21 protein-coding genes are annotated in these 23,095 nt (G+C 37.6%); 15 read left to right on the plus strand and 6 right to left on the minus strand.

The window, feature by feature from the left end; genetic code table 11:
• Positions 1 to 163 precede the first annotated feature (163 nt).
• The 3 genes from ABC382_RS23430 to ABC382_RS23440 form a co-directional block, all read right to left on the minus strand.
• Complete coding sequence (locus ABC382_RS23430) at positions 164 to 298, minus strand: hypothetical protein (protein ID WP_274793835.1); 135 nt, start codon at positions 296 to 298, stop codon at positions 164 to 166.
• A gap of 135 nt (positions 299 to 433) precedes the next feature.
• Positions 434 to 868 (minus strand): GNAT family N-acetyltransferase, encoded by a 435-nt coding sequence (locus tag ABC382_RS23435; protein ID WP_322606454.1) that lies wholly within the window; start codon positions 866 to 868, stop codon positions 434 to 436.
• An 11-nt stretch (positions 869 to 879) separates the two neighbouring features.
• Positions 880 to 1,425, minus strand: coding sequence for a GNAT family N-acetyltransferase (locus tag ABC382_RS23440; RefSeq protein ID WP_322606455.1), 546 nt, complete (start codon positions 1,423 to 1,425; stop codon positions 880 to 882).
• A gap of 273 nt (positions 1,426 to 1,698) precedes the next feature.
• Here ABC382_RS23440 and ABC382_RS23445 point away from each other — a divergent pair, with 273 nt between their 5' ends.
• The 4 genes from ABC382_RS23445 to ABC382_RS23460 all read left to right on the plus strand — a co-directional run bounded on the left by ABC382_RS23445 (position 1,699) and on the right by ABC382_RS23460 (position 5,585).
• Positions 1,699 to 2,457: an SMI1/KNR4 family protein gene (locus ABC382_RS23445; RefSeq protein WP_322611600.1), complete on the plus strand. Its 759-nt coding sequence runs from the start codon at positions 1,699 to 1,701 to the stop codon at positions 2,455 to 2,457.
• A 358-nt stretch (positions 2,458 to 2,815) separates the two neighbouring features.
• Positions 2,816 to 3,499: a VOC family protein gene (locus ABC382_RS23450; protein WP_322611599.1), complete on the plus strand. Its 684-nt coding sequence runs from the start codon at positions 2,816 to 2,818 to the stop codon at positions 3,497 to 3,499.
• Between the two features lie 83 nt (positions 3,500 to 3,582).
• Positions 3,583 to 4,572 carry a zinc-dependent alcohol dehydrogenase family protein gene (locus ABC382_RS23455; protein ID WP_322611598.1) on the plus strand — a complete coding sequence of 330 codons (990 nt, stop codon included), beginning with the start codon at positions 3,583 to 3,585 and terminating at the stop codon, positions 4,570 to 4,572.
• Between the two features lie 584 nt (positions 4,573 to 5,156).
• On the plus strand, positions 5,157 to 5,585 hold the full coding sequence (locus tag ABC382_RS23460) for a GatB/YqeY domain-containing protein (protein WP_274793828.1): 429 nt from the start codon (positions 5,157 to 5,159) through the stop codon (positions 5,583 to 5,585).
• Positions 5,586 to 5,666: 81 nt separating this feature from the next.
• Here ABC382_RS23460 and ABC382_RS23465 read toward each other — a convergent pair whose 3' ends face one another.
• From ABC382_RS23465 to ABC382_RS23475, 3 genes are all read right to left on the minus strand, one after another.
• Complete coding sequence (locus ABC382_RS23465) at positions 5,667 to 7,364, minus strand: methyl-accepting chemotaxis protein (RefSeq protein ID WP_322611597.1); 1,698 nt, start codon at positions 7,362 to 7,364, stop codon at positions 5,667 to 5,669.
• Positions 7,348 to 8,991: a pyridoxal phosphate-dependent decarboxylase family protein gene (locus tag ABC382_RS23470; RefSeq protein WP_274793826.1), complete on the minus strand. Its 1,644-nt coding sequence runs from the start codon at positions 8,989 to 8,991 to the stop codon at positions 7,348 to 7,350. The genes ABC382_RS23465 and ABC382_RS23470 overlap by 17 nt, the downstream gene beginning before the upstream one ends.
• 346 nt (positions 8,992 to 9,337) lie before the next feature.
• Positions 9,338 to 10,042 (minus strand): polysaccharide deacetylase family protein, encoded by a 705-nt coding sequence (locus ABC382_RS23475; RefSeq protein WP_322611596.1) that lies wholly within the window; start codon positions 10,040 to 10,042, stop codon positions 9,338 to 9,340.
• A 132-nt stretch (positions 10,043 to 10,174) separates the two neighbouring features.
• On the opposite strand from ABC382_RS23475, the gene ABC382_RS23480 reads away from it, so the two are divergent.
• The 11 genes from ABC382_RS23480 to ABC382_RS23530 all read left to right on the plus strand — a co-directional run bounded on the left by ABC382_RS23480 (position 10,175) and on the right by ABC382_RS23530 (position 22,802).
• Complete coding sequence (locus ABC382_RS23480; protein ID WP_274793824.1) at positions 10,175 to 11,371, plus strand: DHH family phosphoesterase; 1,197 nt, start codon at positions 10,175 to 10,177, stop codon at positions 11,369 to 11,371.
• A gap of 109 nt (positions 11,372 to 11,480) precedes the next feature.
• On the plus strand, positions 11,481 to 12,335 hold the full coding sequence (locus tag ABC382_RS23485) for a DUF4179 domain-containing protein (protein WP_274793823.1): 855 nt from the start codon (positions 11,481 to 11,483) through the stop codon (positions 12,333 to 12,335).
• Positions 12,336 to 12,390: 55 nt separating this feature from the next.
• The gene (gene chrA, locus ABC382_RS23490) at positions 12,391 to 13,587 is read left to right on the plus strand and encodes a chromate efflux transporter (RefSeq protein WP_322611595.1); all 1,197 of its coding nucleotides are present in this window, start codon (positions 12,391 to 12,393) and stop codon (positions 13,585 to 13,587) included.
• Between the two features lie 192 nt (positions 13,588 to 13,779).
• The gene (gene hemW / locus ABC382_RS23495; protein WP_322611594.1) at positions 13,780 to 14,925 is read left to right on the plus strand and encodes a radical SAM family heme chaperone HemW; all 1,146 of its coding nucleotides are present in this window, start codon (positions 13,780 to 13,782) and stop codon (positions 14,923 to 14,925) included.
• An 89-nt stretch (positions 14,926 to 15,014) separates the two neighbouring features.
• Complete coding sequence (gene hrcA / locus ABC382_RS23500) at positions 15,015 to 16,043, plus strand: heat-inducible transcriptional repressor HrcA (protein ID WP_274793820.1); 1,029 nt, start codon at positions 15,015 to 15,017, stop codon at positions 16,041 to 16,043.
• Positions 16,044 to 16,060: 17 nt separating this feature from the next.
• On the plus strand, positions 16,061 to 16,633 hold the full coding sequence (grpE, locus tag ABC382_RS23505) for a nucleotide exchange factor GrpE (RefSeq protein ID WP_274793819.1): 573 nt from the start codon (positions 16,061 to 16,063) through the stop codon (positions 16,631 to 16,633).
• Between the two features lie 74 nt (positions 16,634 to 16,707).
• Positions 16,708 to 18,549, plus strand: a complete 1,842-nt coding sequence (gene dnaK / locus ABC382_RS23510; protein WP_274793818.1) for a molecular chaperone DnaK — start codon at positions 16,708 to 16,710, stop codon at positions 18,547 to 18,549.
• A 227-nt stretch (positions 18,550 to 18,776) separates the two neighbouring features.
• On the plus strand, positions 18,777 to 19,895 hold the full coding sequence (dnaJ, locus tag ABC382_RS23515; protein WP_274793817.1) for a molecular chaperone DnaJ: 1,119 nt from the start codon (positions 18,777 to 18,779) through the stop codon (positions 19,893 to 19,895).
• A gap of 21 nt (positions 19,896 to 19,916) precedes the next feature.
• Complete coding sequence (gene prmA, locus ABC382_RS23520) at positions 19,917 to 20,858, plus strand: 50S ribosomal protein L11 methyltransferase (RefSeq protein WP_274793816.1); 942 nt, start codon at positions 19,917 to 19,919, stop codon at positions 20,856 to 20,858.
• Positions 20,859 to 20,941: 83 nt separating this feature from the next.
• Positions 20,942 to 21,679 (plus strand): 16S rRNA (uracil(1498)-N(3))-methyltransferase, encoded by a 738-nt coding sequence (locus ABC382_RS23525; protein ID WP_322611593.1) that lies wholly within the window; start codon positions 20,942 to 20,944, stop codon positions 21,677 to 21,679.
• 319 nt (positions 21,680 to 21,998) lie between these two features.
• Complete coding sequence (locus tag ABC382_RS23530; RefSeq protein ID WP_274793814.1) at positions 21,999 to 22,802, plus strand: CsxC family protein; 804 nt, start codon at positions 21,999 to 22,001, stop codon at positions 22,800 to 22,802.
• The last annotated feature ends 293 nt before the right edge of the window (positions 22,803 to 23,095 follow it).

The following is a 23,095-nucleotide window of genomic DNA, read 5'->3' on the forward strand; positions in this document are numbered from 1 at the left end:
GTTTATGAAACTCAATGACAATATTCCTCCACAGATATGCCTGTATCTACTACACAACAAGTAATGGAACTAGCGGTAGCACAAATACCTTCCATAATTTTGCATTGCTTAATAAACAAAAAAGAATCGAGAGTAGACTTCTCGATTCCTTTTTAAAATTTATTTAGAGAAACAGTTGGAAAAACTTAGCTAATAAAAAGATGGGGACTCCTACCAATATTACGCCTGCAAAGAAATAACAAAATAACATAAAGACATCGAAAACCGCACCGGCTAAATCATCAATGAATTTTAACATTTCATTTCCCTCCAAACATAATAAGTATAGTCACCAATTAAGCATTTAGTCCTTACTTTTTAAAATGCTCCTACCGAATACTAAAATAGAAAATACATAGATGATACACACATTTATTAATTTTGTTTCCTATGTTTAAAGATTCTGTCGTAAAGTCTTTTTTAAATAATAATGTTTAAAATCTCTTCCAACATTATCGAGAGTTCCATAAATTTCATAATCATGATTTTCATAAAATGTTAACGCTTGAAAACTAAGTGTGTCTACTTTAATGAAATCGCACTGATTGTCCCAAGCCATTTGTTCAATTGTTTTCAATAATGTTGATCCATACCCTTGGCCACGAAGCTTTTCGTCAACCATCAGCGTATGGATCTCTAACCAGTTCCAGCAAATTTCTCCTAGAAGGCCTCCAAAAACTTGACCAGCATTATCAGTTAGAAATAAATTAATTTCCTGATAGCGGCCCTGTAAATCTGTTGGAAAGTGTTTTACATTATATTCATAAAGCATGTTATTGACAAACATTTTGTTTTTTTGATGTATTTCTTGTGTAATATGATAGGACATATTTTTACTCCTTAAAGTTGGAATGGTAATGCTCGCTTCCAAATCATATGGTGATTATTTGTTCCCCAAAAATGTTCAAGTATAAAGTCAGGCTGTCCAAACTTTTTCTGCCAGATGATTTGTGCTTGTTTGTATCCACTATCTAAACAAAAGCTAGATTTCTTTTGTTTTTCCAACGTTGTTAGTATTTTTTGTACAAGCAATGTCGCAATACCACGATTTTGGTAGTCTGGATGAACAAAAACGGTACCGATTTCTGGACAATAGGATAAATCTTCTTTGATTGTTTGTTGAATGATCTCGTTGGCTTCTCCACATTCGATGGTACCTATTATTTTATTTGACTCTTCGTCAACAGCTAGCCAAAAAAATCTTTTTTCGCCGCGGCTCTCTAGGTCCATTGCTACATACTTTTTTTTCAATTCCCATTCATGCTGTTGATCATCCACTAGCTCCGCAATCCCTTCTTTTGCATAAGTATCCTGAATAACATGGAAAAAGAATTGGTGTAACGCCTGTATGTCCGATTGTTGTGGACGTCTCAAAAGTAATTTCAAGTTTATTTGCCCCTTCTAAATTTTGTTAGAACAAGGTAAGCTCGTTCAACGTCAATTTCTAGTAAATGATTCATAACTGCCTATACAGCGTTAATCAATCAAGTGCAAGCTGTAACCTAATGCATAGTAAAGGGTAGCGCGATTGCTCCGTCCGTTAGTTTTGTCCTAAATATGCCTAATATAAGTCTATTATATGATTATAACATGTTATCCTTAATTGGTTAATGATGGAATATGGTAAAATGAAAAACAACTAAAGGGAGGGAATAGATTTTGATAGATTTACTTAAAAAGCTGGATACAGTACTTGAACAAATGCGCAGTTTTATCCAAGAGACTCATAAGCAAGAATCAGCATATCCAATGGTCTTTCATAATTATATCGAAGAAGATGTTAGCTCTTTTGTTGATAGCCGTTGGTCATTGCCTAAAGAATATGTATACTTTTTGAGTCATTATGTAGTGGAGGGGGTCACATGGAGTACTGGTGATTATATAAATTTACAGATCTATGGAGCAAGAGATTTAATACGAGGGCAGGAAGGTTACAACTATAATCCAGTGACAAATGAGGTAATTTCAGATTGGCCGGACGACTTTTTGGTCATTGCAACTGATGAGGGAGACCCTTATTGTCTCGATTTATCAAGAGGGGATAGCGCTATTTTTACCGCGCATCATGGAACAGGTAGCTGGGATTTTACACTGGCTTATGATAATTTACTGATGTTCCTGGAGAGTGTACTAACTGCGCCTGGTTTAGAGGAAGATTTGCCCGAAGCAAGCTGTGCAACGTACTATGAACTGTATATTACAGGTAATGGGCAGGATAAAATAAAGACATTATTGTTGCTTAAAAAAATATTATCTTGCGATTATGCACAGGCAAGAATAGCTCTAGAACAGCGTCCACTATTGATTTTTAGGGGAGTTGAAGCAGGTGCCCTAAGAGTAGAAAATGAGCTACAGCATATTTGTGCAGACTATGAAAAAAAGAAAATCAGTTTGGCGGAATTTCTCCAAAGAGGATAATGAAAAGGAATCATGAGGATGAAAGTGGTTCCTTTAAAAAGTTGTAGCAGTCACTTGTTCAATTCCAGAGGCTGTTTCTTCAGATGCAGAGGCAATCTAAAATTTACTAAGGCAACTATACAAAATAGTTGGCTGAGTCTAGAAAGAAGGGCTGCAACTACAGCGGAATAAGCCACTACCATTATCGTGCATAGCTATCATAGATAGAAAAGCATATATTTAACGTGGCATGAAGAAAATGAAATAGTCACAGCAAATATGGGAAAAATAGCTTCTAAACTGGAACTTCATTCTTTTGCAGGAAGTCTTTTCAGCCACCTGCTTGTTATAGTAAGAGAAAGTAAAGGGGGGCTAAAAGATGAGGATTACGAAGGCTAAACTTTTTGTTCACGATCTACAAAAAATGGAGCAATTTTATAGTGAGCTGTTAGGATTTGTGTTGTTAGTAAGTACAGAGGACTATTTTACAATAGCCGTTGGTGATAGTAGGATGACTTTTGAAAAAGCTCCATTAAGTATTAAAAAGCAGTATCATTTTGCACTAAATATTCCTAGTAATTTATTTCAACAGGCAAAAAATTGGGCAAAAGAGCGAGTAGCCTTATTGCATTCAGAGGGGCAGGATGAAATCTATTTTGAATTTTTAAAGGCTTATTCCTGTTATTTTTACGATCCTGAAGGTAATATTATAGAATTTATTTCAAGACAAGAGGTAAATCAAAAACATTCTTCCTCTAGTTTTTCCGTTGAGCATGTGTTAAATATCGGAGAAATTAATTTAACGACTGATGACATTCTAACGGTTGCGAGGAAGTTAAAAAAATTGGATATAATGTCTATAGAAAACAAGGACATTCAACCAGATGCCCTGAATTTTCTAGGTAACTATGAAGATGGTGCTAATATTCTATTAGGGCCAAGTGAGAGGCTTTGGTATTTTTCGAGTAAGAAAGCAATTGTCAGTCCGATCTGTATAGAAATAAATGAAGCTGTTCAATTAAATATGGATGAAAAAGGTCAACTAACCATTAAGCCATTATAATATTCAATAGAGTCGTATACATTTTTATAGAAGTAGCTGTTCCGTAGAATGTTGTCAAATATTTAATAAAGGAGCTAGAGTTGTTGAAAGCAAAATGCCTTAAAATTTATGAATTTGGAAATCCTCAAGAGGTGTTAAGGATAGAAAATAAAACGATCCTACCTCCACAAGGTCAAGAAATCCTAGTTCGTATGCGAGCGAGACCTATCAATCCTTCTGATTTAATACCGATATGGGGGAAATATGCCCATAGAATCACTTTACCAACAGTCCCAGGCTATGAGGGTGTAGGGATTGTAGAAGAGGTTGGGCCGCTCGCTAGTCCGAAGCTTATTGGACAGAGAGTATTGCCTCTCAGGGGAGAGGGAACTTGGCAGGAAGTGGTGAAAACCAATGCTGAATTTGCTGTAGCTCTCCCTGCGGTAATGGATGATTTTACTGCAGCACAAATGTATATTAATCCATTAACAGCTTTGGTGACCTGTACAGAAGTTCTCAAATTACGGCAAAATGATGTTTTGTTAGTGAATGCATGTGGCTCTGCTATCGGGCATATGTATGCTCAATTTGCGAAACTATTAGGTTTTCAGCTTATCGCAGTGACACGGAGTCAACGGCATACTGAGGAATTACAGCAGCTTGGAGCAAGCTTTGTCATAGATACTTCTCAAATGCCTTTATATGAAACAGTTATGGCATTAACCAAGGGAAGAGGAGCCGATGCAGCAATTGATTCTATTGGAGGGGAAGCAGGCAATCAACTTGCTTTCTGCGTAAAGCCCAGTGGAAAATTTCTAGCCATTGGTCTTTTATCAGGCATACAAGTGAATTGGACAAACATTGTGAAGCAAGCAAAAGTACAGGCTATGATGTTTCATTTAAGAAATTGGCAGCGACAAACGTCAACAGAAAAATGGCAGCAAACAATGCAACAGCTCATTCATCTTGTACATAATGGTTCGTTAAAAATGATGAAGGTGCAAACCCATTTTCCATTACTAGATATTCATAAGGCAATAGATGCTGTTCAATCGTCTAATAAAGGAAAAGTTTTTTTGACGAACGATCAATAACAAACGAACACATTTGTAGCGGCCTTGGTTTGAGCTACAAATGTGTATGTTTTACTCTTGAAAATGGAAGGTATCTCCACAGAGGGGTACCCCCTCGAAAAATGGGAGGAACCCGCTCAAAGGAAGGGACCAGCCGCTCGAAATGGGAGGTAAACCGCTCAAAGGAAGGGAAAAGCCGCTCGAAAATGGGAGGAACCTGCTCAAAGGAAGGGAAAAGCCGCTCGAAAATGGAGGAACCCGCTCAAAGGAAGAGCAACCCCGCTCGAAATGGGAGGTAAACCGCTCAAAGGAAGGGACCAGCCGCTCGAAAATGGGAGGAACCCGCTCAAAGGAAGGGAAAAGCCGCTCGAAAATGGGAGGAACCCGCTCAAAGGAAGGGAAAAGCCGCTCGAAAATGGGAGGAACCTGCTCAAAGGAAGAGCAACCCCGCTCGAGAATGAAAGAAATCCACTCCATCAATGAGTAGAAGGGAAGTTACATTATCAAGGATGCTTATTTTACTGATGGAGGCAATGATTGTCATTCTTGAGGATGTTTTATGATATAATCTTCTCTGATATAGATGGCTAGAAGGAGTGAGATCATTGTTAAAAACGGAAGTATTTGAACAATTAAAAACGGCAATGAAAGAGAAAGATACTTTAGCGAAAGGTGTACTATCTCTTTTAAAATCAGCATTAGATTCAGCTGAAAAGGAAAAGGGAGAGGTATTAACTGCTGAAGAAGAAATGGCCATTATTAATCGTGAGGTCAAGCAAACCAACCAAGCTTTAGAGGGCGCACAAACAGCTGGGAGAGCTGACCTGATTGAAAAAGAAGAAGCCAAATTGACTCTATTAAAATCTTTCTTACCAAAGCAATTGACAGAAGAAGAAATTGCTGAGAAATTAGTGGCAGCTGGTATTGGAAAAGGAATGAACATGGGCGAGGCTATGAAAATTGCTAAACCATTGCTTACAGGCCAAGCAGAAGGAGCTGTTATTTCTAAAGTTGTGAAGAGTATTATTGCCTAAACTTCTACCACTACGGTAGAAGTTTTTTTATGGATGGAAAAATCCGCTATTCCATAATTAAGGATAGCGGATCTGTTCATTTTATAACTTGAATTTTTGAATAATATTACGAAGCTGTTGCGCCATTTCAGCTAAGTTATTTGAAGAAGCGGTTATTTCTTCAATACTTGCTGATTGCTCTTCAGAGGCAGCCGCTACGTTTTGAATATTACCTGAGGCTTGCATAGCTACTACGCCCACTTGCTCTACAGAAATAGCTATACTGCTAACGCCTTCATTGATGTTGGACATAATAGTATTCACATGATCCATTTCCTGCGTCAATGCAGTGATTTGACTATTGATATCTGCGAATGCTTCTCCTGATGCATCAAATGTAGCTGAGCTTTCAGCAAGATTACTACTGCTGATAGCCATTGAATTTACTGCTTGTGAGGTCTCTTCTTTAATGGTTTCGATACGTGTACGAATACTGTTTGTTGCATCTAAAGATTGATCTGCTAGCTTACGTACCTCCTCAGCCACTACGGCAAAGCCTTTACCATGCTCACCGGCACGAGCTGCCTCAATCGATGCATTTAAAGCTAATAAGTTTGTTTGATCTGTAATCTGGGTAATCAATGTTACAATATCCCCGATTTCATTTGTATATGTGCTTAATCGTTCTACGACAGTTGCAGACTCTTGAATGGCTTGAGATGTAACGGCCATTTTTTCTGTAGCATCCTGAATCGTCATATTTCCTTTTTCAGAGATTGCTGAAGTGTGAAATGCTTTTTCTGTAACATCAGTGACGCTTTTTACAACCTCTTTCATTTTGCTTGAGATAGTAGTAATATGACTTTCTACTTCTTCAATCGAAGAAGTTTGCTTTTCTGAGCCCACTGCTACCTCTTGCATAGAAGATGTAATTTGCTGAATGGATGCACTTGTCTGTTCAGAGCTTGCTGTTAATTCTTCTGACATGGCGGCCACTTGTTCAGCATTCTGAGCTATTTGATGAATCAATGAGCGTAAATCTTCCGTCATATTTTCTATCCCTGAAGACAGCTGGGCAATTTCATTGGAACCTTTTATTTGCAGAGGTTCGACAGCTAAATCCCCTTGTGCAACTTGACCGACATAGCGAGTCATTTTTTTGATTGGCTTCGTAATACCTACACTAATAAAGTAAGCAACGATCACCCCAAAAATAATAAATATAACGGTAAGAACAATACAAATCCATAGTGTTTCCGTTTGAAGTTCAGAGATGAAAGAGGCATCCATATCTAAACCGAAAATAATATCAGTATCTTTAAATGGGATAAAAATAGATTTATGGATTCCATATTCATCCTCGTATAATTCACTCGTTTGACTAGTTCCAGAGTTTAAGGCTTCATGCATTTCTTCACTAAACACATAGTCTTGTTGATGATTATCGGTATTACTTAAAGCGACAATATGCTCCTTACCATTGGCTTTAGAAAGCACATAGGCATTTTCAATATCATACTTTTTAACTACTGTGTTCAATTGATCCAATACTTTTTTATATTTGTCAGGACTACCGTTATCCGCTGCTTTGACGTCATTTTTCTCAATATCTTCAAAAATCGTATTGGATGTAATCTCTAAAGTAGATTCGAATTGTTTAATCACAAAATTGTCGATAATCCGATAAGAAGCTACAAATAATACAACACTAAATAGCAAAGAGATAATCGCTATTGGAATAGTGAAACTGGCTATATATTTATAGAGTAAAGAGCTCTTAAATTTAGTGACGATACGCAATGTGAGACGCCTCCAGTACGTTAAGCTTTTGCTGTAAGAAATGAATCATATCTGGAATATGAGCTGTTTCTGTATAAGGTGAAATAGAGAAGAATTTCGCCGCTGCAACTGGAACATGTTGTGTTGTATCACTAGTATGAACGGTACAAACTCGTGTCGTGTCACCAAAGAATACTTCGTCTCGTCCTTCTCCAATAATTTCAAAGAATGAAGCGTTGATACCATTAATATGTTCAATCTGATCTTGTGTATAATGACCAGCTTGTTCAGCTTGCCAATTCAACCCGTCTGGATACAAACGGAAAGCTGTTACAGGACCGATATTCGTTTCATTTACCACTTGTAACATTGGTGTTTTCTCAGCTAATTGAGCACGGAAAGCTAAATTCACTCGTACATAATTAGCTAGTAATTGTTGATAGCCTTCTTTACCGAACGCCTGTAATGCAGCGAAAATAGCAATAGAGCTACCCATACGAGAACATTCTAATGTATAGCCAGTATGATAAGAGCCATAACCACGATTCCCGACATATGGCGTATCGAAGTCCTCAATATCTAATAATTGCAAGCTTTTACCATCTTTAACTAAGAATAAGCTTGTTAAATAAGGTGTTTGTCCAAGCTTTTGGAAGTCGAAGCACAGGCTATCTGCAATAGCTAAATGCTGCATACGTTTATGGATTTGTGATAAACCTTGTAATACTTCCTCTTCAAATTGTAGTGGGTTATTCTTGAAATCATAATCATTGAAAAAAGCATAAAATCCACCTAACGCTGAATCCGCATGAATATGTACTGGCTGTAAATTATATTTCTTCTCAAGCGTTGTTGTGACTTCTTTGATGGCTTGTACATCATCAATCCCAAATTGATCTGTTGCACCTGTAGTTGCTACTACATAGACAGGAATACCGCCATTTTCGATAACTTCTGTCATACGAGCACGTAGGTCTTCCACATCCATAGCATGATCTTTGCCTGCTTTTACACGTACTAAATGTTTACTACCGATGCCTACTGCTTCTACAGATTTTAATAGGCTATAATGGGCATTTTCTGAAGCAAAGCAATATAAGTTATTTGGTACACCGTCTTCCTTTGCATGTGGGAATTGTTTTGCAATAGCAAGACGTAATCCGCTGAATACCGCACCTTGACCGCCCCATGTAGTATAGCCAAAGCTCTTTGTATAATCATAGCCTACTAATTTTGACATCATCGATACTACTTTTACTTCACACTCAGCAGCAGCTGGACCGTAAACATCCCATAAGTTATTGCCGTTCAATAGGGCATTTGTAAACTGGCCTAATACACCTGGGATACTTGCCATCGGTAAAACATTGGTAACAAAGTTACGTGTATGATAGGGATGTCCTTGCATTAATTGTGTTAATTCATCTACTACTTGATCGAGCCCAACACCTGTTGTTGGTACTTGATGGTCCTGCATTATTTCTTGGTAAAAATTAGCAGAGCGTTCTTTCATTGGACCAAGTGTAGTTTTATTAGGATTCTTTAATTCATCTAATGAGGAAACAATTTTCTCTAATAGGGATAAAAAATTCTCTCTTTGTTGAATATTTCCATCTTCGCTCTGGAATAATTGTTGGATATTGTGCATCATCATCATCCTTTTTTAGTTCATATTTCCTCTATTTTTAACTTAATAAAAATAGGACCTTATACTAATGGTATAATAGCATATTTTAGCAGAGTTGGTTATTATATTTTACTGAAAAAATATTTATTAACATTTCTGAAAAGTCTTACTTTCGTTGGTATAAAATACATTGTTGTTCTGTGTAGAGATAATAGCTGATGAAGGTGTACAAAATGTTGATTAAAGGGGAGGTGTGAAGTTATATAATTTATAATGTTGATGTTATATATAAAGATTGAAAAGGTGATACTTTCTAACTAACTTGAGTCTGCACGGAGAGTAGTACAGACCCGAGGTAACTGTATGTTTATTGCTGAAATTGTAGAAGTTCATCTACTGTAACAAATGTATATCCATCATTACTAAGAGCTTGCAACATTCCTTCTATTGCCTGCAATTCATTGTCAGTAGGATCATACATCGGGTGCATTAAAATGATAGATCCTGGTTGAATATTTTCAGTTACATAGTTAATTTTGTCTTCTGCGTTTGTAAAAAATGTATCGGGTTCTAAGTTCCAAGTAATCGTCTTGCGTTGATGTTTATTTAAGTAGTAAGGCAATCCAAATAATTTTTTACCATACGGTGGTCTTACGACAGGTGTTTTTTGGTAACCAATACTAGCAATAAGCGCATCGTTTTTTTCTATTTCATTTTTAATAAAGGAAGGGCTTTTTAATACCATACGCTTGTGTGAATACGTATGATTGCCAATTTGATGTCCAGCTTCCACAATTTTTTTAGCCTCTTCTGGATTTTCCTCAATGTCATCCCCAATTAGAAAAAATGTGGCTTTTACTTGGTAACTGTCAAGTAACGCGAGAATGGCACTAGTATTTTTAGTAGGTCCATCATCAAAGGTTAAGGCAACAACCTTTTCCTCTGTTATAACATGTGAGGTAATATTACCAAACAATTGATAATCACGAGCATTCATTAATTTATAGGCAGCAAATGTTAAAGCAATGATGAATAAAATCCCCATTCCGGTATAAGTTAGTCTCCGTTTCATTGACAAACTCCTTTCTTTCATCATGACGGTTATTGTTTAAATGTATGTCATCTCAAATGCGATCACAACGAAGTTTCATCTTCTTTTGTTTGAATACCAAAAAATTAAGCATACTACGTTTGAGGTGAGGAGATGTATAAACTATTATCACATAACGATTTAGATGGAGTAGGTTGTGGAATTTTAGCGAAGCTTGCGTTTAATGATAAAGTGAAGATACGCTACAATTCCATTACGGCACTTGACCGTGAAATAGAGTTCTTTTTGGAGAATGACCAACAGAAAACGTTTTTGTTTATTACCGATCTTTCTCCAAATGAAAAAAATGAAAAAAGGATTCAGGATTATTACCAAGCCACTGGTAATGTGCAATTGCTGGACCATCATAAAACAGCTCTTCATTTAAATCAATATGAATGGGGAAAGGTTTTAATTGAAGATGAGCAAGGCTTAACATCAGCTACTTCATTATTTTATCAATACCTTGTGACCCATGGACTATTAGAAAAAACAGAGGCCATTTCAGAGTTTGTAGAGTTAGTAAGGCAGTACGATACTTGGGAATGGGAAAAGAATGGGAATTTTCAAGCACAACGGTTAAATGCCCTCTTTTTTTTAGTGTCTATTGAAGAGTTTGAAGAGAAAATGCTTGATCGTTTAAAAACAAATAATCACTTTGATTTTGATGAATTCGAAAAGAAAATTTTAAGTATGGAAGAAGAAAAAATAGAGCGTTATATTCGACGTAAGAAACGAGAGCTTGTCCAAACAAATTTGGGCGAATTTTATGCTGGCATTGTCTATGCGGAATCGTACCATTCTGAGCTTGGCAATGAATTAGGAAAAGAAAATGTTCATCTTGATTATATTGCCATGATGAATATGGGAAGTAAAAAAATCTCATTTCGGACGATTCATGACCATATTGATGTATCCTCCATCGCAGCCCAATATGGTGGTGGTGGGCATCAAAAGGCTGCCGGTTGCTCTTTAACAGTGGAAGCCTATAAACAGTTTGTGTTAGAAACATTTCATATAGAGCCTATTCCAGAGGATGCAAAAAGAAATCGCTATAACATCAAAGGAACATCATTTGGAACATTTTATAAAAACCTTGAAGATGAAGTGTTTCTACTATATACAAATAATGAAATAGACTGGGTAATAGAAAAAAATCGAACACCCTTAGAGCAAATTTTTTCAAGTTTTAATGAAGCAGAGTGGTTTTTGAAACGGAATTACCAAGCATGGCTAGTAAGAGATGATGTCTTTGTGGACTATTTAATGCAGGAAGCCAATAAAGTCCGTCATTCAAATAAAGGAATGTAATAATTCCTTTTACATATGAATTTATCCATCCTTCCGGTAAATCAAGGTTATATAATGCATCGAGACAAACTACAATGAAACATAACGATTATAAAAAAATGAGGTGTACATGTTGTCCGATGATATACTTCGAGTTGTTGATTTGGATAAGGAAAATCGAGGACGAAAAAAATGGAGTAGGAGTATAGTTGTATTTCTTTTATTGATGATGGTTAGTGGGTTTGTGCTGTATTTATGTTGGGATAAAGATGTTGACTTTGAAGCCTACAAAACAGAAGTAGGTAAGACAGCTACCAATAGCTTAGGTCGTTTAACGTTAAATGAAGTGATTATTGATGATAATCAAATTTTGTTAAATGCAACCTTCGAGCCTGTAAAAGAGTTTGCGCCTGATCATCAAGTATTCTTCTTCCCGCAAATACTTGTCAATGGTCAAGATTATATGGTTCGTAATGGTGGACAGTCCATAGCAAAATCTGCACACGTTTATACAATATACAATAGCATTAAAATGGATGATTTTCCGTCTGATGAACAATTAGAATTAGTTATTCGGTATAAAGATTGGAATGTAGAAACACCAATTGACAAGCCGTGGGAATTTCAAATAGAGGCATCTCAGGAACAATTACAAGAAGATCGGCAAGTCTTTTCTATAGGAAAAAAAATCGAGCATGTCGATCAACAGGAAATAACGATTGACAGAGTCGTTTCAACACCTATTTCGACCACAATTTATTTTCAGTCTGAAAAGAGTATAATAAATGACACTTTATACTTTAAAATCCAATCAAAAGCAGGGCAATCGTGGCGCTTTGAAACACCCTATCCATTAAATAAAGAGCGTACAAAGTGGGGGAGCCGTGTGGATGCTCTCTATTTAACAGAGGGGAATTATCAATTAATCCCAGTCGATAAAGAAGGTCAAAAAGTTGGTTCTGCCATTAAAATAAAGGAAGATTAGCCTGTAAGTAAAATTTACAAACTTTTAAAATGAAAGGATCTGTTTTCCATGTAAAATGAAAGAAAAGACAGGGAAAGTAGTTGAGAGTTTGCGAACGCTATGGGAGATATTTTGGGTTTCTTTAAAATTAGGCTGTACCTCGTTTGGAGGGCCAACAGCTCATTTAGGCTATTTTCAACAGGAATATGTGCAAAAAAGGAAATGGCTGTCTGCGCATGACTATAGTCAACTTGTCATATTAAGTCAATTTTTACCTGGTCCCGCATCCAGTCAGGTGGGGATGGGGATCGGTTTAATAAGAGGTGGGCTATTAGGGAGCCTTCTATCATTTGTTGGTTTTACATTACCCTCAGTATTAATACTCATGGTATTTGCTTATCTGTCCATTTTGACAGAACTGAAAATGGATTGGATACATGGTTTGAAGTTAGTGGCAGTGGCGATTGTGGCGCAGGCTATTTTTGATATGAGCAAAAAAATACTTTCTACCACATTGCATTGGTTGATTGCCTTGTTGGCACTTGTAATTGTGTTGACATGGTTGCATCCATTTGCACAAATTACCTCGATAGTAGTAGCTGCCTGTATAGGTTTTCAATATATTAAAAAAGACCATGAGGACCATTCATCCAAAATGGTTCATATACCAATTTCTAAAATAACTGGCATGGTGTTATTAGCACTTTTTTTACTGTTACTGATCGGTCTACCATTCATAAGTGCCATTTGGAATCATGAATGGATCGCTATGATTGAGAAATTTTATACTGCTGGGGCCTTAGTATTTGGTGGTGGTCATGTTGTTTTACCTTTACTGGAAGCACAGTTTGTACAAAGCGGCCAAATTACTACGTCCGATTTTTTAGCTGGCTATGGTATGACACAGGCAGTTCCAGGACCCTTATTTACGTTTGCAGCGTATATAGGTATGGTCATTGCTGGTATTCCAGGAGCAATCATTGCTACTTTAGCGATTTTTCTACCTGCTTTTTTACTAGTCATTGGGACTCTTCCATTTTGGATTAGTTTAAGTCGTATTGCACGGCTCAAAGGGGCGATGGCAGGGGCAAATGCTGCAGTCGTAGGCATTTTAGCTGCTGCATTTATCCATCCAATTGTTACGCAAACCATTGTAAACGGGTTAGATATTTGTATAGTCGCGGTCTTTATATGGTGTTTAATTCGTTGGAAAATGCAACCCTACATACTGGTGCTCTTAGGTATTATAGTGGGAATTGTTTGTTATACATGAAAAAACTGCACTTTCGATTGTTAGAGTCTAACTAACATTTGAAGTGCAGTTCGTTTTTGTGGAGACCAATCAAATATACATCATCTTAAGAGTGTTGAATTGCAAGCTCTCTAGATGGTTTCATAGCGTTCCTGCTATTGATTCGTTATAATGTAGAAATGGAAAAGACTTAACGAGAAAGAAGGGATGGCTATGGCGCGAGGTGTTTACATTCATATTCCTTTCTGTCATCAAATCTGTAATTACTGTGATTTCAATAAATTTTATTTTAAAAATCAACCAGTGGATGAATATATAGAAGCACTAGGGAAAGAGATGGCCCTAGTAACAAAAAAATATCCTGAGCATTTTCGTAACATCGAAACGATTTTTCTCGGTGGAGGGACACCAACTGCTTTATCTCCAGAACAATTGGACAAACTACTAACGTATATTCATGCGTATATTCCAATGAGTAGTGTGAAAGAATTTACATCAGAGGCCAATCCTGATGAACTGTCTGCAGCAAAATTGCAAGTATTGTTTGATGGTGGTGTTAATCGCCTGAGTATGGGTGTGCAATCATTTGACCAAGGACTGTTACAGAAGATTGGACGCACACATAGTAATGAACATGTCTACGAAACAATCGCTTTGGCAAAACAGCATGGCTTTCACAATATTAGCATTGATTTAATGTATGGGTTACCTGGGCAAACGATGGCTCAATGGCTGGATTCATTAGAAAAAGCTTTTGCGCTAGATTTACCGCACTTCTCTGCCTATTCCCTTATTGTAGAGCCAAAAACCATTTTCTATAATCAATATGCTAAAGGCAAATTGCATTTACCGACTGAGGATCTTGAAGCGGATATGTATGATGTGCTAATGCAAGAAATGTCTTTACACGGACTTCAACAATACGAAATTAGTAATTTTGCAAAACCCGGTTTTCATTCAGAACATAATAAAATATATTGGGATAATGATGAGTATGCCGGTTTTGGGGCAGGTGCTCATGGGTACCTAGCGGGTATACGCTATTCTAATCATGGTCCATTGAAAAAGTATATGGATGCTGTTTTTGCAGAAGAGCTACCAATTGTACATGAGCATGAGGTAACACAAGCGGAGAAGAGAGAAGAACAAATGTTTTTAGGACTGCGAAAAACAGAGGGCGTTATGCACTCTATATATGAAGAGAAATTTAATGAGCCGATGAATGCACAGTATGAGCAAGTCATCGAAAAGCTAGAATCAGAAGGGCTTTTGGAACATGATGAGAGGGGAATTCGTCTTACGCGCAAAGGACGTTTCGTAGGGAATGAAGTATTTCAACAATTTTTGCTAGAAGATTGAGCGATATCGTTGACATAAAATGTGGGATTTGATAATTTAATAATAGTATTAGCACTCCTCTTAGTCGAGTGCTAACAGAGGTGATAATCATGCTAACAAATCGGCAGTTACAGATATTGCAAGTCATTGTAGACGACTTTATTGTGTCTGCACAGCCGGTAGGTTCTCGCCAAATCTCCAAAAAACAAGGGATTACATTTAGTCCAGCCACTATTCGAAATGAAATGGCGGATTTAGAGGAATTAGGCTTTCTAGAAAAAACTCATACTTCCTCTGGTCGAGTGCCTTCGGAAAAGGGTTACAGATTTTATGTAGATCATTTGTTGAGTCCACAAGGTATTAATTCGAAGGACATACAACAAATCCAATCAATTTTCAATGATCGATTAGTAGAAGTAGAGCATATTATCCGAAAGTCAGCCAATATTTTATCGGAGCTGACATCATATACTTCCATACTTTTAGGACCTGATGTTCAAAGGCATCGTGTCAAACGATTTTCAATTGTGCCTCTTTCGAGCGATACTGCAGTAGCAATTATCGTGACGAACAATGGGCATGTAGAAAATCGCATGTTCAACTTACCGCCTGACTTTACCGCTTCGGATTTAGAGAAAATGGTGAATATCTTAAATGAGCGCTTAATCGGTGTATCATTAGAAGATCTCCATAAAAGACTTGAGGCTGAAGTGCTGGCTGTGCTACAGCAGCATGTTCGATCAGCGGATGATTTTATTCGCGCACTCGTGACAGCCACTATGCAAAATCCAGAAAGTAAAATTTTCTATGGTGGTAAAACGAATATGTTTAACCAACCAGAATTCCATGATTTAAACAAAGTCCGTATGATTTTGGACTTAATGGAGACGACTAGCCAAGTGCAGTCACTTTTTCATCCGAACGAATCAGGTATTCATATTCGGATAGGCTCAGAAAATAAACAATTAGAAATGGAAAATTGCAGTGTCATTACTACTACTTATTCCATTGGTGATGATCAACAGGGAGCCATTGCTATTATTGGCCCAACACGCATGGATTATAAGCGTGTCGTGGCTTTATTAGACGTAATGCGCTTGGATTTAACACAGGCCTTTACGAAGAATCGTAGTGAATGATAATGAGGAGGATTCAAGTGACAGAAACAACTGAAAACAAAGATTTAGTACAAGAAGATGTACAAGCTGAAACGACAGAAGAGGAAGTAGCACAAGCAGAAGTTCAAGAAGAAGTTGAATTATCAATTGAAGAACAGTATGAGGCAAAGCTGGCTGAACTACAAGCCAAGCTTGATGACGAGGAAAACCGTCACCTACGCTTACGCGCTGACTTCGATAATATGCGTCGTCGTAATCAGTTAGACCGTGAGGCTGCTGAAAAATACCGCGCACAAAACTTACTATCTGATTTATTGCCAGTTCTTGATAATTTTGAGCGTGCCTTACAAGTTGAGACAACTTCGGAAGAAGCTGCATCTATTATTAAAGGGATTGAAATGGTGTATCGCTCTTTAATTGAAGCAACAGAAAAAGAAGGTCTGCAAGTTATTAAAGCAGAAGGTGAACCATTTGATCCAAATGTACACCAAGCTGTTATGCAAGAACAAGATAGTGAAAAAGAGACGGGTGTTGTCTTACGCGAGCTGCAAAAAGGGTATATCTTAAAGGATCGTGTGTTACGCCCTACAATGGTATCTGTGAACGAATAGTCCTTGTACTATTTAGTCAATTAAAATCAGTTAAAAACGCATCCCTTGCGTTGAAATAATAGGAGGAAATTTTAATGAGCAAAATTATTGGTATTGACTTAGGAACAACAAACTCTTGCGTTTCTGTACTTGAAGGTGGAGAACCAAAAGTAATTCCAAACCCAGAAGGAAACCGTACTACACCATCTGTTGTTGCCTTTAAAAATGGTGAACGTCAAGTTGGTGAAGTAGCGAAACGTCAATCAGTTACAAACCCTAATACAATCATTTCTATTAAATCAAAAATGGGTACAGCTGAAAAAGTAACAGTGGAAGATAAAGATTATACACCACAAGAAGTATCTGCTATGATTCTTCAATACTTAAAAGGCTACGCAGAAGACTACTTAGGAGAAAAAGTAACAAAAGCTGTTATTACAGTTCCTGCTTACTTTAACGATGCACAACGCCAAGCGACTAAAGATGCTGGTAAAATCGCAGGTCTTGAAGTAGAGCGTATCATTAACGAACCAACTGCTGCTGCACTAGCTTATGGATTAGACAAACAAGATCAAGATCAAAAAGTATTAGTATTTGACCTTGGTGGTGGTACATTTGACGTATCAATCCTTGAATTAGGTGACGGTGTCTTTGAAGTACTAGCAACTGCTGGTGATAACAAGCTAGGTGGAGATGATTTCGATGATGCAATTATCGAATATCTAGTAGCAGAATTCAAAAAAGAAAATGGTATTGATTTATCAAAAGATAAAATGGCTATGCAACGTCTTAAAGACGCAGCTGAAAAAGCGAAAAAAGATTTATCTGGTGTAACATCAACGCAAATCTCTTTACCGTTCATTACAGCGGGTGAAGCAGGACCTTTACACTTAGAAATCTCTTTAACTCGTGCAAAATTCGATGAAATTACATTACCATTAGTAAACCGTACAGTAGGACCAGTGCGCCAAGCATTATCTGATGCAGGTCTTTCAACTTCAGAAATCGACCAAGTTATTTTAGTTGGTGGTTCAACACGTATTCCAGCAGTACAAGAAGCAGTACGTAAAGAAACTGGTAAAGAACCTCACCGTGGTGTTAACCCAGACGAAGTTGTTGCAATGGGTGCTGCAGTACAAGGTGGCGTACTAACAGGTGATGTAAAAGACGTAGTATTACTTGACGTAACACCACTTTCACTTGGTATTGAAACAATGGGTGGTGTGTTCACGAAGTTAATTGATCGTAACACAACAATCCCTACATCAAAATCACAAGTATTCTCTACAGCAGCAGATAACCAACCAGCAGTAGATATCCATGTTCTACAAGGTGAGCGTTCAATGGCAGCTGACAATAAAACATTAGGTCGCTTCCAATTAGCAGACATTCCACCAGCACCACGTGGTGTACCTCAAATCGAAGTAACATTCGATATTGATAAAAACGGTATCGTATCTGTAAAAGCGAAAGACCTTGGTACAAACAAAGAGCAAACAATTGTAATCCAATCTGATTCCGGATTATCAGACGAAGAAATTGAGCGTATGGTAAAAGACGCAGAGGCGAATGCTGAGGCAGATGCTAAACGTAAAGAAGAAGCAGACCTACGCAATGAAGCTGATCAATTAGTATTCCAAGTGGATAAAACAATTGCTGACTTAGGTGAGCAAATTACAGAAGACGAGAAAAAATCAGTTGAAGATGCTCGTGATGAATTGAAAAAAGCACTTGAAGCTGGTGAATTAGAAGGCATTAAAGCAGCGAAAGAAAAATTAGAAGGCGTATTACAACCATTAGTAATGAAAGTTTACGAACAAGCAGCAGCAGCTGCTCAAGCAGCTCAAGGTGGCGAAGCAGGAGCAGACACTGGTGCAGGTAAAAAAGATGACGGTGTTGTAGATGCTGAATTCGAAGAAGTAAAAGACGATAAATAAGAGTTAACACAGTTAAGTGAAAAGCCAAAGACCGCTTGCGGCTTTGGCTTTTGTCATGATGTGAGAACACTTCACGTGAATGGCACCATTTATGGAATAGCTGCATACGTTAGCTGCTAGGAAGTAAAAAAACTCTATATTATAAGACAATTAGTTCGAAAAAAAGAGGCAGTTTTATCAACTGCATGTTACAATAGATTTTATGCAAACAGAGCGGAGTGTGAATCATGGAGAAACGCGATTATTACGAGGTGCTTGGTTTAACAAAATCGGCTTCAAAAGATGAGATTAAAAAAGCATACCGTAAATTATCAAAACAATATCACCCTGACCTTAATAAAGAGCCAGGTGCAGATGAAAAATTCAAAGAAATCGCTGAAGCATATGAAGTATTAAGTGATGACCAGAAAAAAGCTCGTTACGACCAATTTGGTCATGAAGATCCGAATGCAGGCTTTGGTGGTGGCTTCGGAGGCGGTGGCTTTGGCGGCTTCGAGGATATTTTCAGCTCATTCTTTGGCGGTGGAGGTCGCCGTCAAGACCCAAATGCGCCACGCAAAGGTGATGACCTGCAATATCGCATGAACATAAAATTTGAAGAAGCTATTTTTGGGAAAGAAACAGAAATAGAAATCCCGAAAGATGAAACGTGTGAAACATGTCATGGTTCAGGAGCTAAACCAGGTACACAGCCTGAAACATGTTCAACATGTAATGGTGCTGGACAAATCAATCAAGCAGTAGATACACCATTTGGTCGTATGATGAACCGTCGTACATGTTCAACTTGTCATGGTACAGGTAAAATCATAAAAGAAAAATGTTCAACTTGTCGTGGAGAAGGAAAAGTCCAAAAACGCAAAAAAATTAAAGTGACGATTCCAGCTGGTGTTGATGATGGTCAACAAATTCGTGTATCTGGTCAAGGTGAACCAGGTATAAATGGTGGACCTGCAGGGGATTTATATATTATGTTCCGTGTCCAAGGTCACAATGAATTTGAACGTGATGGGGACGATATTTACTTCGAGCTAAAATTAACATTCCCACAAGCAGCACTAGGTGACGAAATTGAAGTGCCAACAGTTCATGGTAAAGTTAAATTACGTATCCCAGCTGGTACACAGTCAGGCGCTCAATTCCGTCTAAAAGATAAAGGTGTTAAAAATGTTCATGGCTATGGTATGGGTAATCAATACGTAACGGTGAAAGTTATGACACCAGAAAAATTAACGGAGAGACAAAAGCAATTACTACGAGAATTTGCAGAAATTAGTGGCGATATTCCTGAAGAACAGGGTAGTTCACTATTTGATAAAATTAAGAAAAAATTCCAAGGTGAATAATTAGAGGAGCTGAAGAGCTACGTGAAGTGGTCAGAATTATCCATTCATACAAAAAATGAAGCGGTAGAAGCAATTTCGAATATTTTGCATGAAGCAGGTGCAAGTGGTGTTGTCATCGAAGATTCTGCAGAATTTGCGAAGCCACGTGAGGATCAATATGGTGAAATTTACGCGCTAAATGAAGAGGATTTTCCGAAAGATGGCGTGATTGTCAAAGCTTATTTATCGGAGTCTAGCTTTTTAAATGAAACTGTCGAAGAAATTAAAGCAGCTATCACAAATTTAACGAACTTTAACATCGATATCGGTGAAAATGTAGTATCCATTGTTGAAGTCAACGAAGAAGATTGGGCAACTGCCTGGAAGCAATACTACCATCCTGTCAAAATTTCTGAACGCTTTACTATCGTACCAACATGGGAAGATTATACGCCTGTTTCTACAGATGAATTGATTATTGAGTTAGATCCTGGCATGGCGTTCGGTACAGGTACACACCCTACTACAGTGATGTGTTTACAAGGACTTGAAAAAGTCATTAAAGAAGGGGATACAGTAGTCGATATTGGAACAGGATCAGGTGTATTATCTATTGGAGCAGCATTACTTGGTGCCAAAAGTGTGCATGCTCTCGATTTAGACGAGGTAGCTGTACGCTCAGCACAAGAAAATGTTGCCTTAAATAAAGTAGAAGATAAAGTAGCGGTATTCCATGGGAACTTATTAGATACAGTAAAAGAACCAGCAGATGTGGTTGTAGCTAATATTTTGGCAGAGATCATTATGTCCTTCACAGACGACGCTTATACAATTGTGAAACCAGGTGGATTATATGTCACTTCAGGCATCATCGGGGCAAAACGTGATGATGTAAAAGCAGCACTTGAAGCTTCAGGCTTCGTTATTGAAGAAGTATTATTGATGGAAGATTGGGTCGCTATTATTGCCCGTCGACCACTATAACATGATTGAAGAAGCGCCAAATCGTGAGCCGTGTGCTTGTGATTTGGCGTTTTCTCTACCAGTAGTAGAAAGGACTGTGTAGCATGCAACGTTATTTTATTGAGACAGCCATAGAAAATGCACGTATTAGTGGAGAAGATGCACGCCATATTGAGCGAGTGATGCGTATGAAACAGGGCGACAAAATCGTTGTTGTTGCACAAAATACAGCTCATATATGTACAATTGAAGGGTTTGATAATGATGAAGTCGTAATTGAAGCGACAGGTCAAACGATTCCTTCACCAGAGCTACCGATTCAAGTAACAGTAGCTTGTGGCTTGCCAAAGGGCGATAAGCTAGAGCTGATTACGCAAAAAGCAACAGAGCTCGGAATGTTTGCTTTATTACCATTTGAAGCCGAGCGTTCCATTGTGAAATGGGACAAGAAAAAAGGAGCAAAAAAGCAGGAACGATTACAAAAGATTGCTAAAGAGGCAGCTGAACAAGCTCATCGTACACATATTCCAGTAGTTTTTGAACCAATTGGATTTAAGCAACTGGTACAACAAATAGAACTTTTTGATGCCGTTTTTATCGCAGATGAAGAAGATGCCAAGGCTGATGAGCGGACAAGATTTGCGGACAAGCTAAAAAATGTCGATGATAAGAAATCAAAATCAATGTTGATTATTTTTGGGCCAGAGGGAGGCATCTCTCGTCATGAGTCTGAAGCTCTAATACAAGCAGGTGCTCAAACGATGTCATTAGGGCCAAGAATTTTACGTGCAGAAACAGCGCCACTATATGCGTTGTCTGCCATATCCTATGAATTCGAATAACAGTAATGTACAACTAACTATCAACAAGACCTAGAAAAAGCCACTTAAAAATTATTTTAAGTGGCTTTTTATTTTATTAGTATTTGAAGCGGATCGGTGTTAAATCCGTGCTATAAGTGGATTTATACATCTATGATTAAAGATATGTATCATTACTAATACATAAAGGATAGTCAAAGTCACCCCGGAAAATCACAGGCTCAAACATTCCAAATAAAATATGTAAGTGAACAAGTTCATTGTCCATACATAGATTTAATTGCGACATATTCTAGCGATAGAGAGCTCACTAATACTATAAATGAAATGAGGGGATTTTTTGAGTGAACAATTTATTAATCAGATTCAACCTTGTCCAGTAACATCTACTGAACAAATACCGTTAACGAATGAGATTACGCCGCTAGTCACTACACCGCTTACGACGCCAACTATTAAAATTCCAGTTGTACTGGCAGAACCAACACTGCAAATCGTTGTCGAGTCGGATATTACGCTTAGTCCTGCAGCAACAGAAATCAAACGAGTGAAAAAGCATGTCTTTCTAAATCAAGTGAAACTGGTACCGGTTAGCTTTGCACGGATTGCTGGCACGGATTTCTTTAGAGTAACACGAGCTAAATTATTTGTAGCAGGACATATTCGGAAAAATATTGAATATGCTTCATCAGCATGTAATGGAGCACTTCAGGATAGAATTGCTGATGTTCCGTTTTCAGGTTTTACAGAACTATTTTTCCCACAAGCAACTGGTGGCGCTACTCCAATCTTAGGTATTTCCGAGTTTGCGGAGGCAAACTTCCTTAATGAAAGAACGCAAATGGATGCTCGATTAGATAAGGCTTTCTTCCAAAATCTCGTTAAATACAATGAACAACCATTTGGTGAATTAGTAGCAGCCAACTTCTTTGAACTTGATTTTTCACCGATTATGGCAGCTCCTGAAGAAGCATTCAGCACATTACGTGAAAAAATTGTATTAGAACTTACTGTAAAAGTATTGCAAGTTCAACAAATCCGTTTGGGCGCTGGAAGTAGTGTAGTAACACCTGTTCTTCCAGGGCTTACTCCACCAGCAACACCAATTGTCCCTGAAATTATTCCTCCTACTGAGTCTTGTTAATATTTTTATGTAGTGGAGCAGATATGGTAACAATAAAGCTAATATAAAATCAAATATGTTGTTAGGCAGTTGAAAGTTCACTTTACTTGAACTTTTAACTGTCTTTTTTGCAATATAAAAGAACATGTACAATCATATCTCATGGAGGGGACTGTGACAAAAGTAGAAATAATGCATAATATGAATTGTAATTAGTATTGTAAGTTTCCGATCATATAACATGTTTTAAAGGAATTAATATCATCGCAACTGATAACAAAAAAAGTTTGTTTATTGTTGTGCTTTTTTTGTCA

Origin of the sequence: Lysinibacillus phoenicis, from assembly GCF_047238325.1 — a bacterium.
Classification (GTDB): Bacteria; Bacillota; Bacilli; order Bacillales_A; family Planococcaceae; genus Lysinibacillus; species Lysinibacillus irui.

Bases quoted from the DNA above. Each gene is read 5' to 3' on its own strand.
- dnaJ (WP_274793817.1), top strand. From the start codon at position 18,777: ATGGAGAAACGCGATTATTACGAGGTGCTTGGTTTAACAAAATCGGCT.
- ABC382_RS23475 (WP_322611596.1), bottom strand. From the start codon at position 10,042: ATGAAACGGAGACTAACTTATACCGGAATGGGGATTTTATTCATCATT.
- ABC382_RS23435 (WP_322606454.1), bottom strand. From the start codon at position 868: ATGTCCTATCATATTACACAAGAAATACATCAAAAAAACAAAATGTTT.
- hemW (WP_322611594.1), top strand. From the start codon at position 13,780: ATGGCGCGAGGTGTTTACATTCATATTCCTTTCTGTCATCAAATCTGT.
- ABC382_RS23470 (WP_274793826.1), bottom strand. From the start codon at position 8,991: ATGCACAATATCCAACAATTATTCCAGAGCGAAGATGGAAATATTCAA.
- ABC382_RS23450 (WP_322611599.1), top strand. From the start codon at position 2,816: ATGAGGATTACGAAGGCTAAACTTTTTGTTCACGATCTACAAAAAATG.
- hrcA (WP_274793820.1), top strand. From the start codon at position 15,015: ATGCTAACAAATCGGCAGTTACAGATATTGCAAGTCATTGTAGACGAC.
- chrA (WP_322611595.1), top strand. From the start codon at position 12,391: ATGAAAGAAAAGACAGGGAAAGTAGTTGAGAGTTTGCGAACGCTATGG.
- dnaK (WP_274793818.1), top strand. From the start codon at position 16,708: ATGAGCAAAATTATTGGTATTGACTTAGGAACAACAAACTCTTGCGTT.
- ABC382_RS23525 (WP_322611593.1), top strand. From the start codon at position 20,942: ATGCAACGTTATTTTATTGAGACAGCCATAGAAAATGCACGTATTAGT.
- ABC382_RS23430 (WP_274793835.1), bottom strand. From the start codon at position 298: ATGTTAAAATTCATTGATGATTTAGCCGGTGCGGTTTTCGATGTCTTT.
- ABC382_RS23480 (WP_274793824.1), top strand. From the start codon at position 10,175: ATGTATAAACTATTATCACATAACGATTTAGATGGAGTAGGTTGTGGA.
- ABC382_RS23485 (WP_274793823.1), top strand. From the start codon at position 11,481: ATGTTGTCCGATGATATACTTCGAGTTGTTGATTTGGATAAGGAAAAT.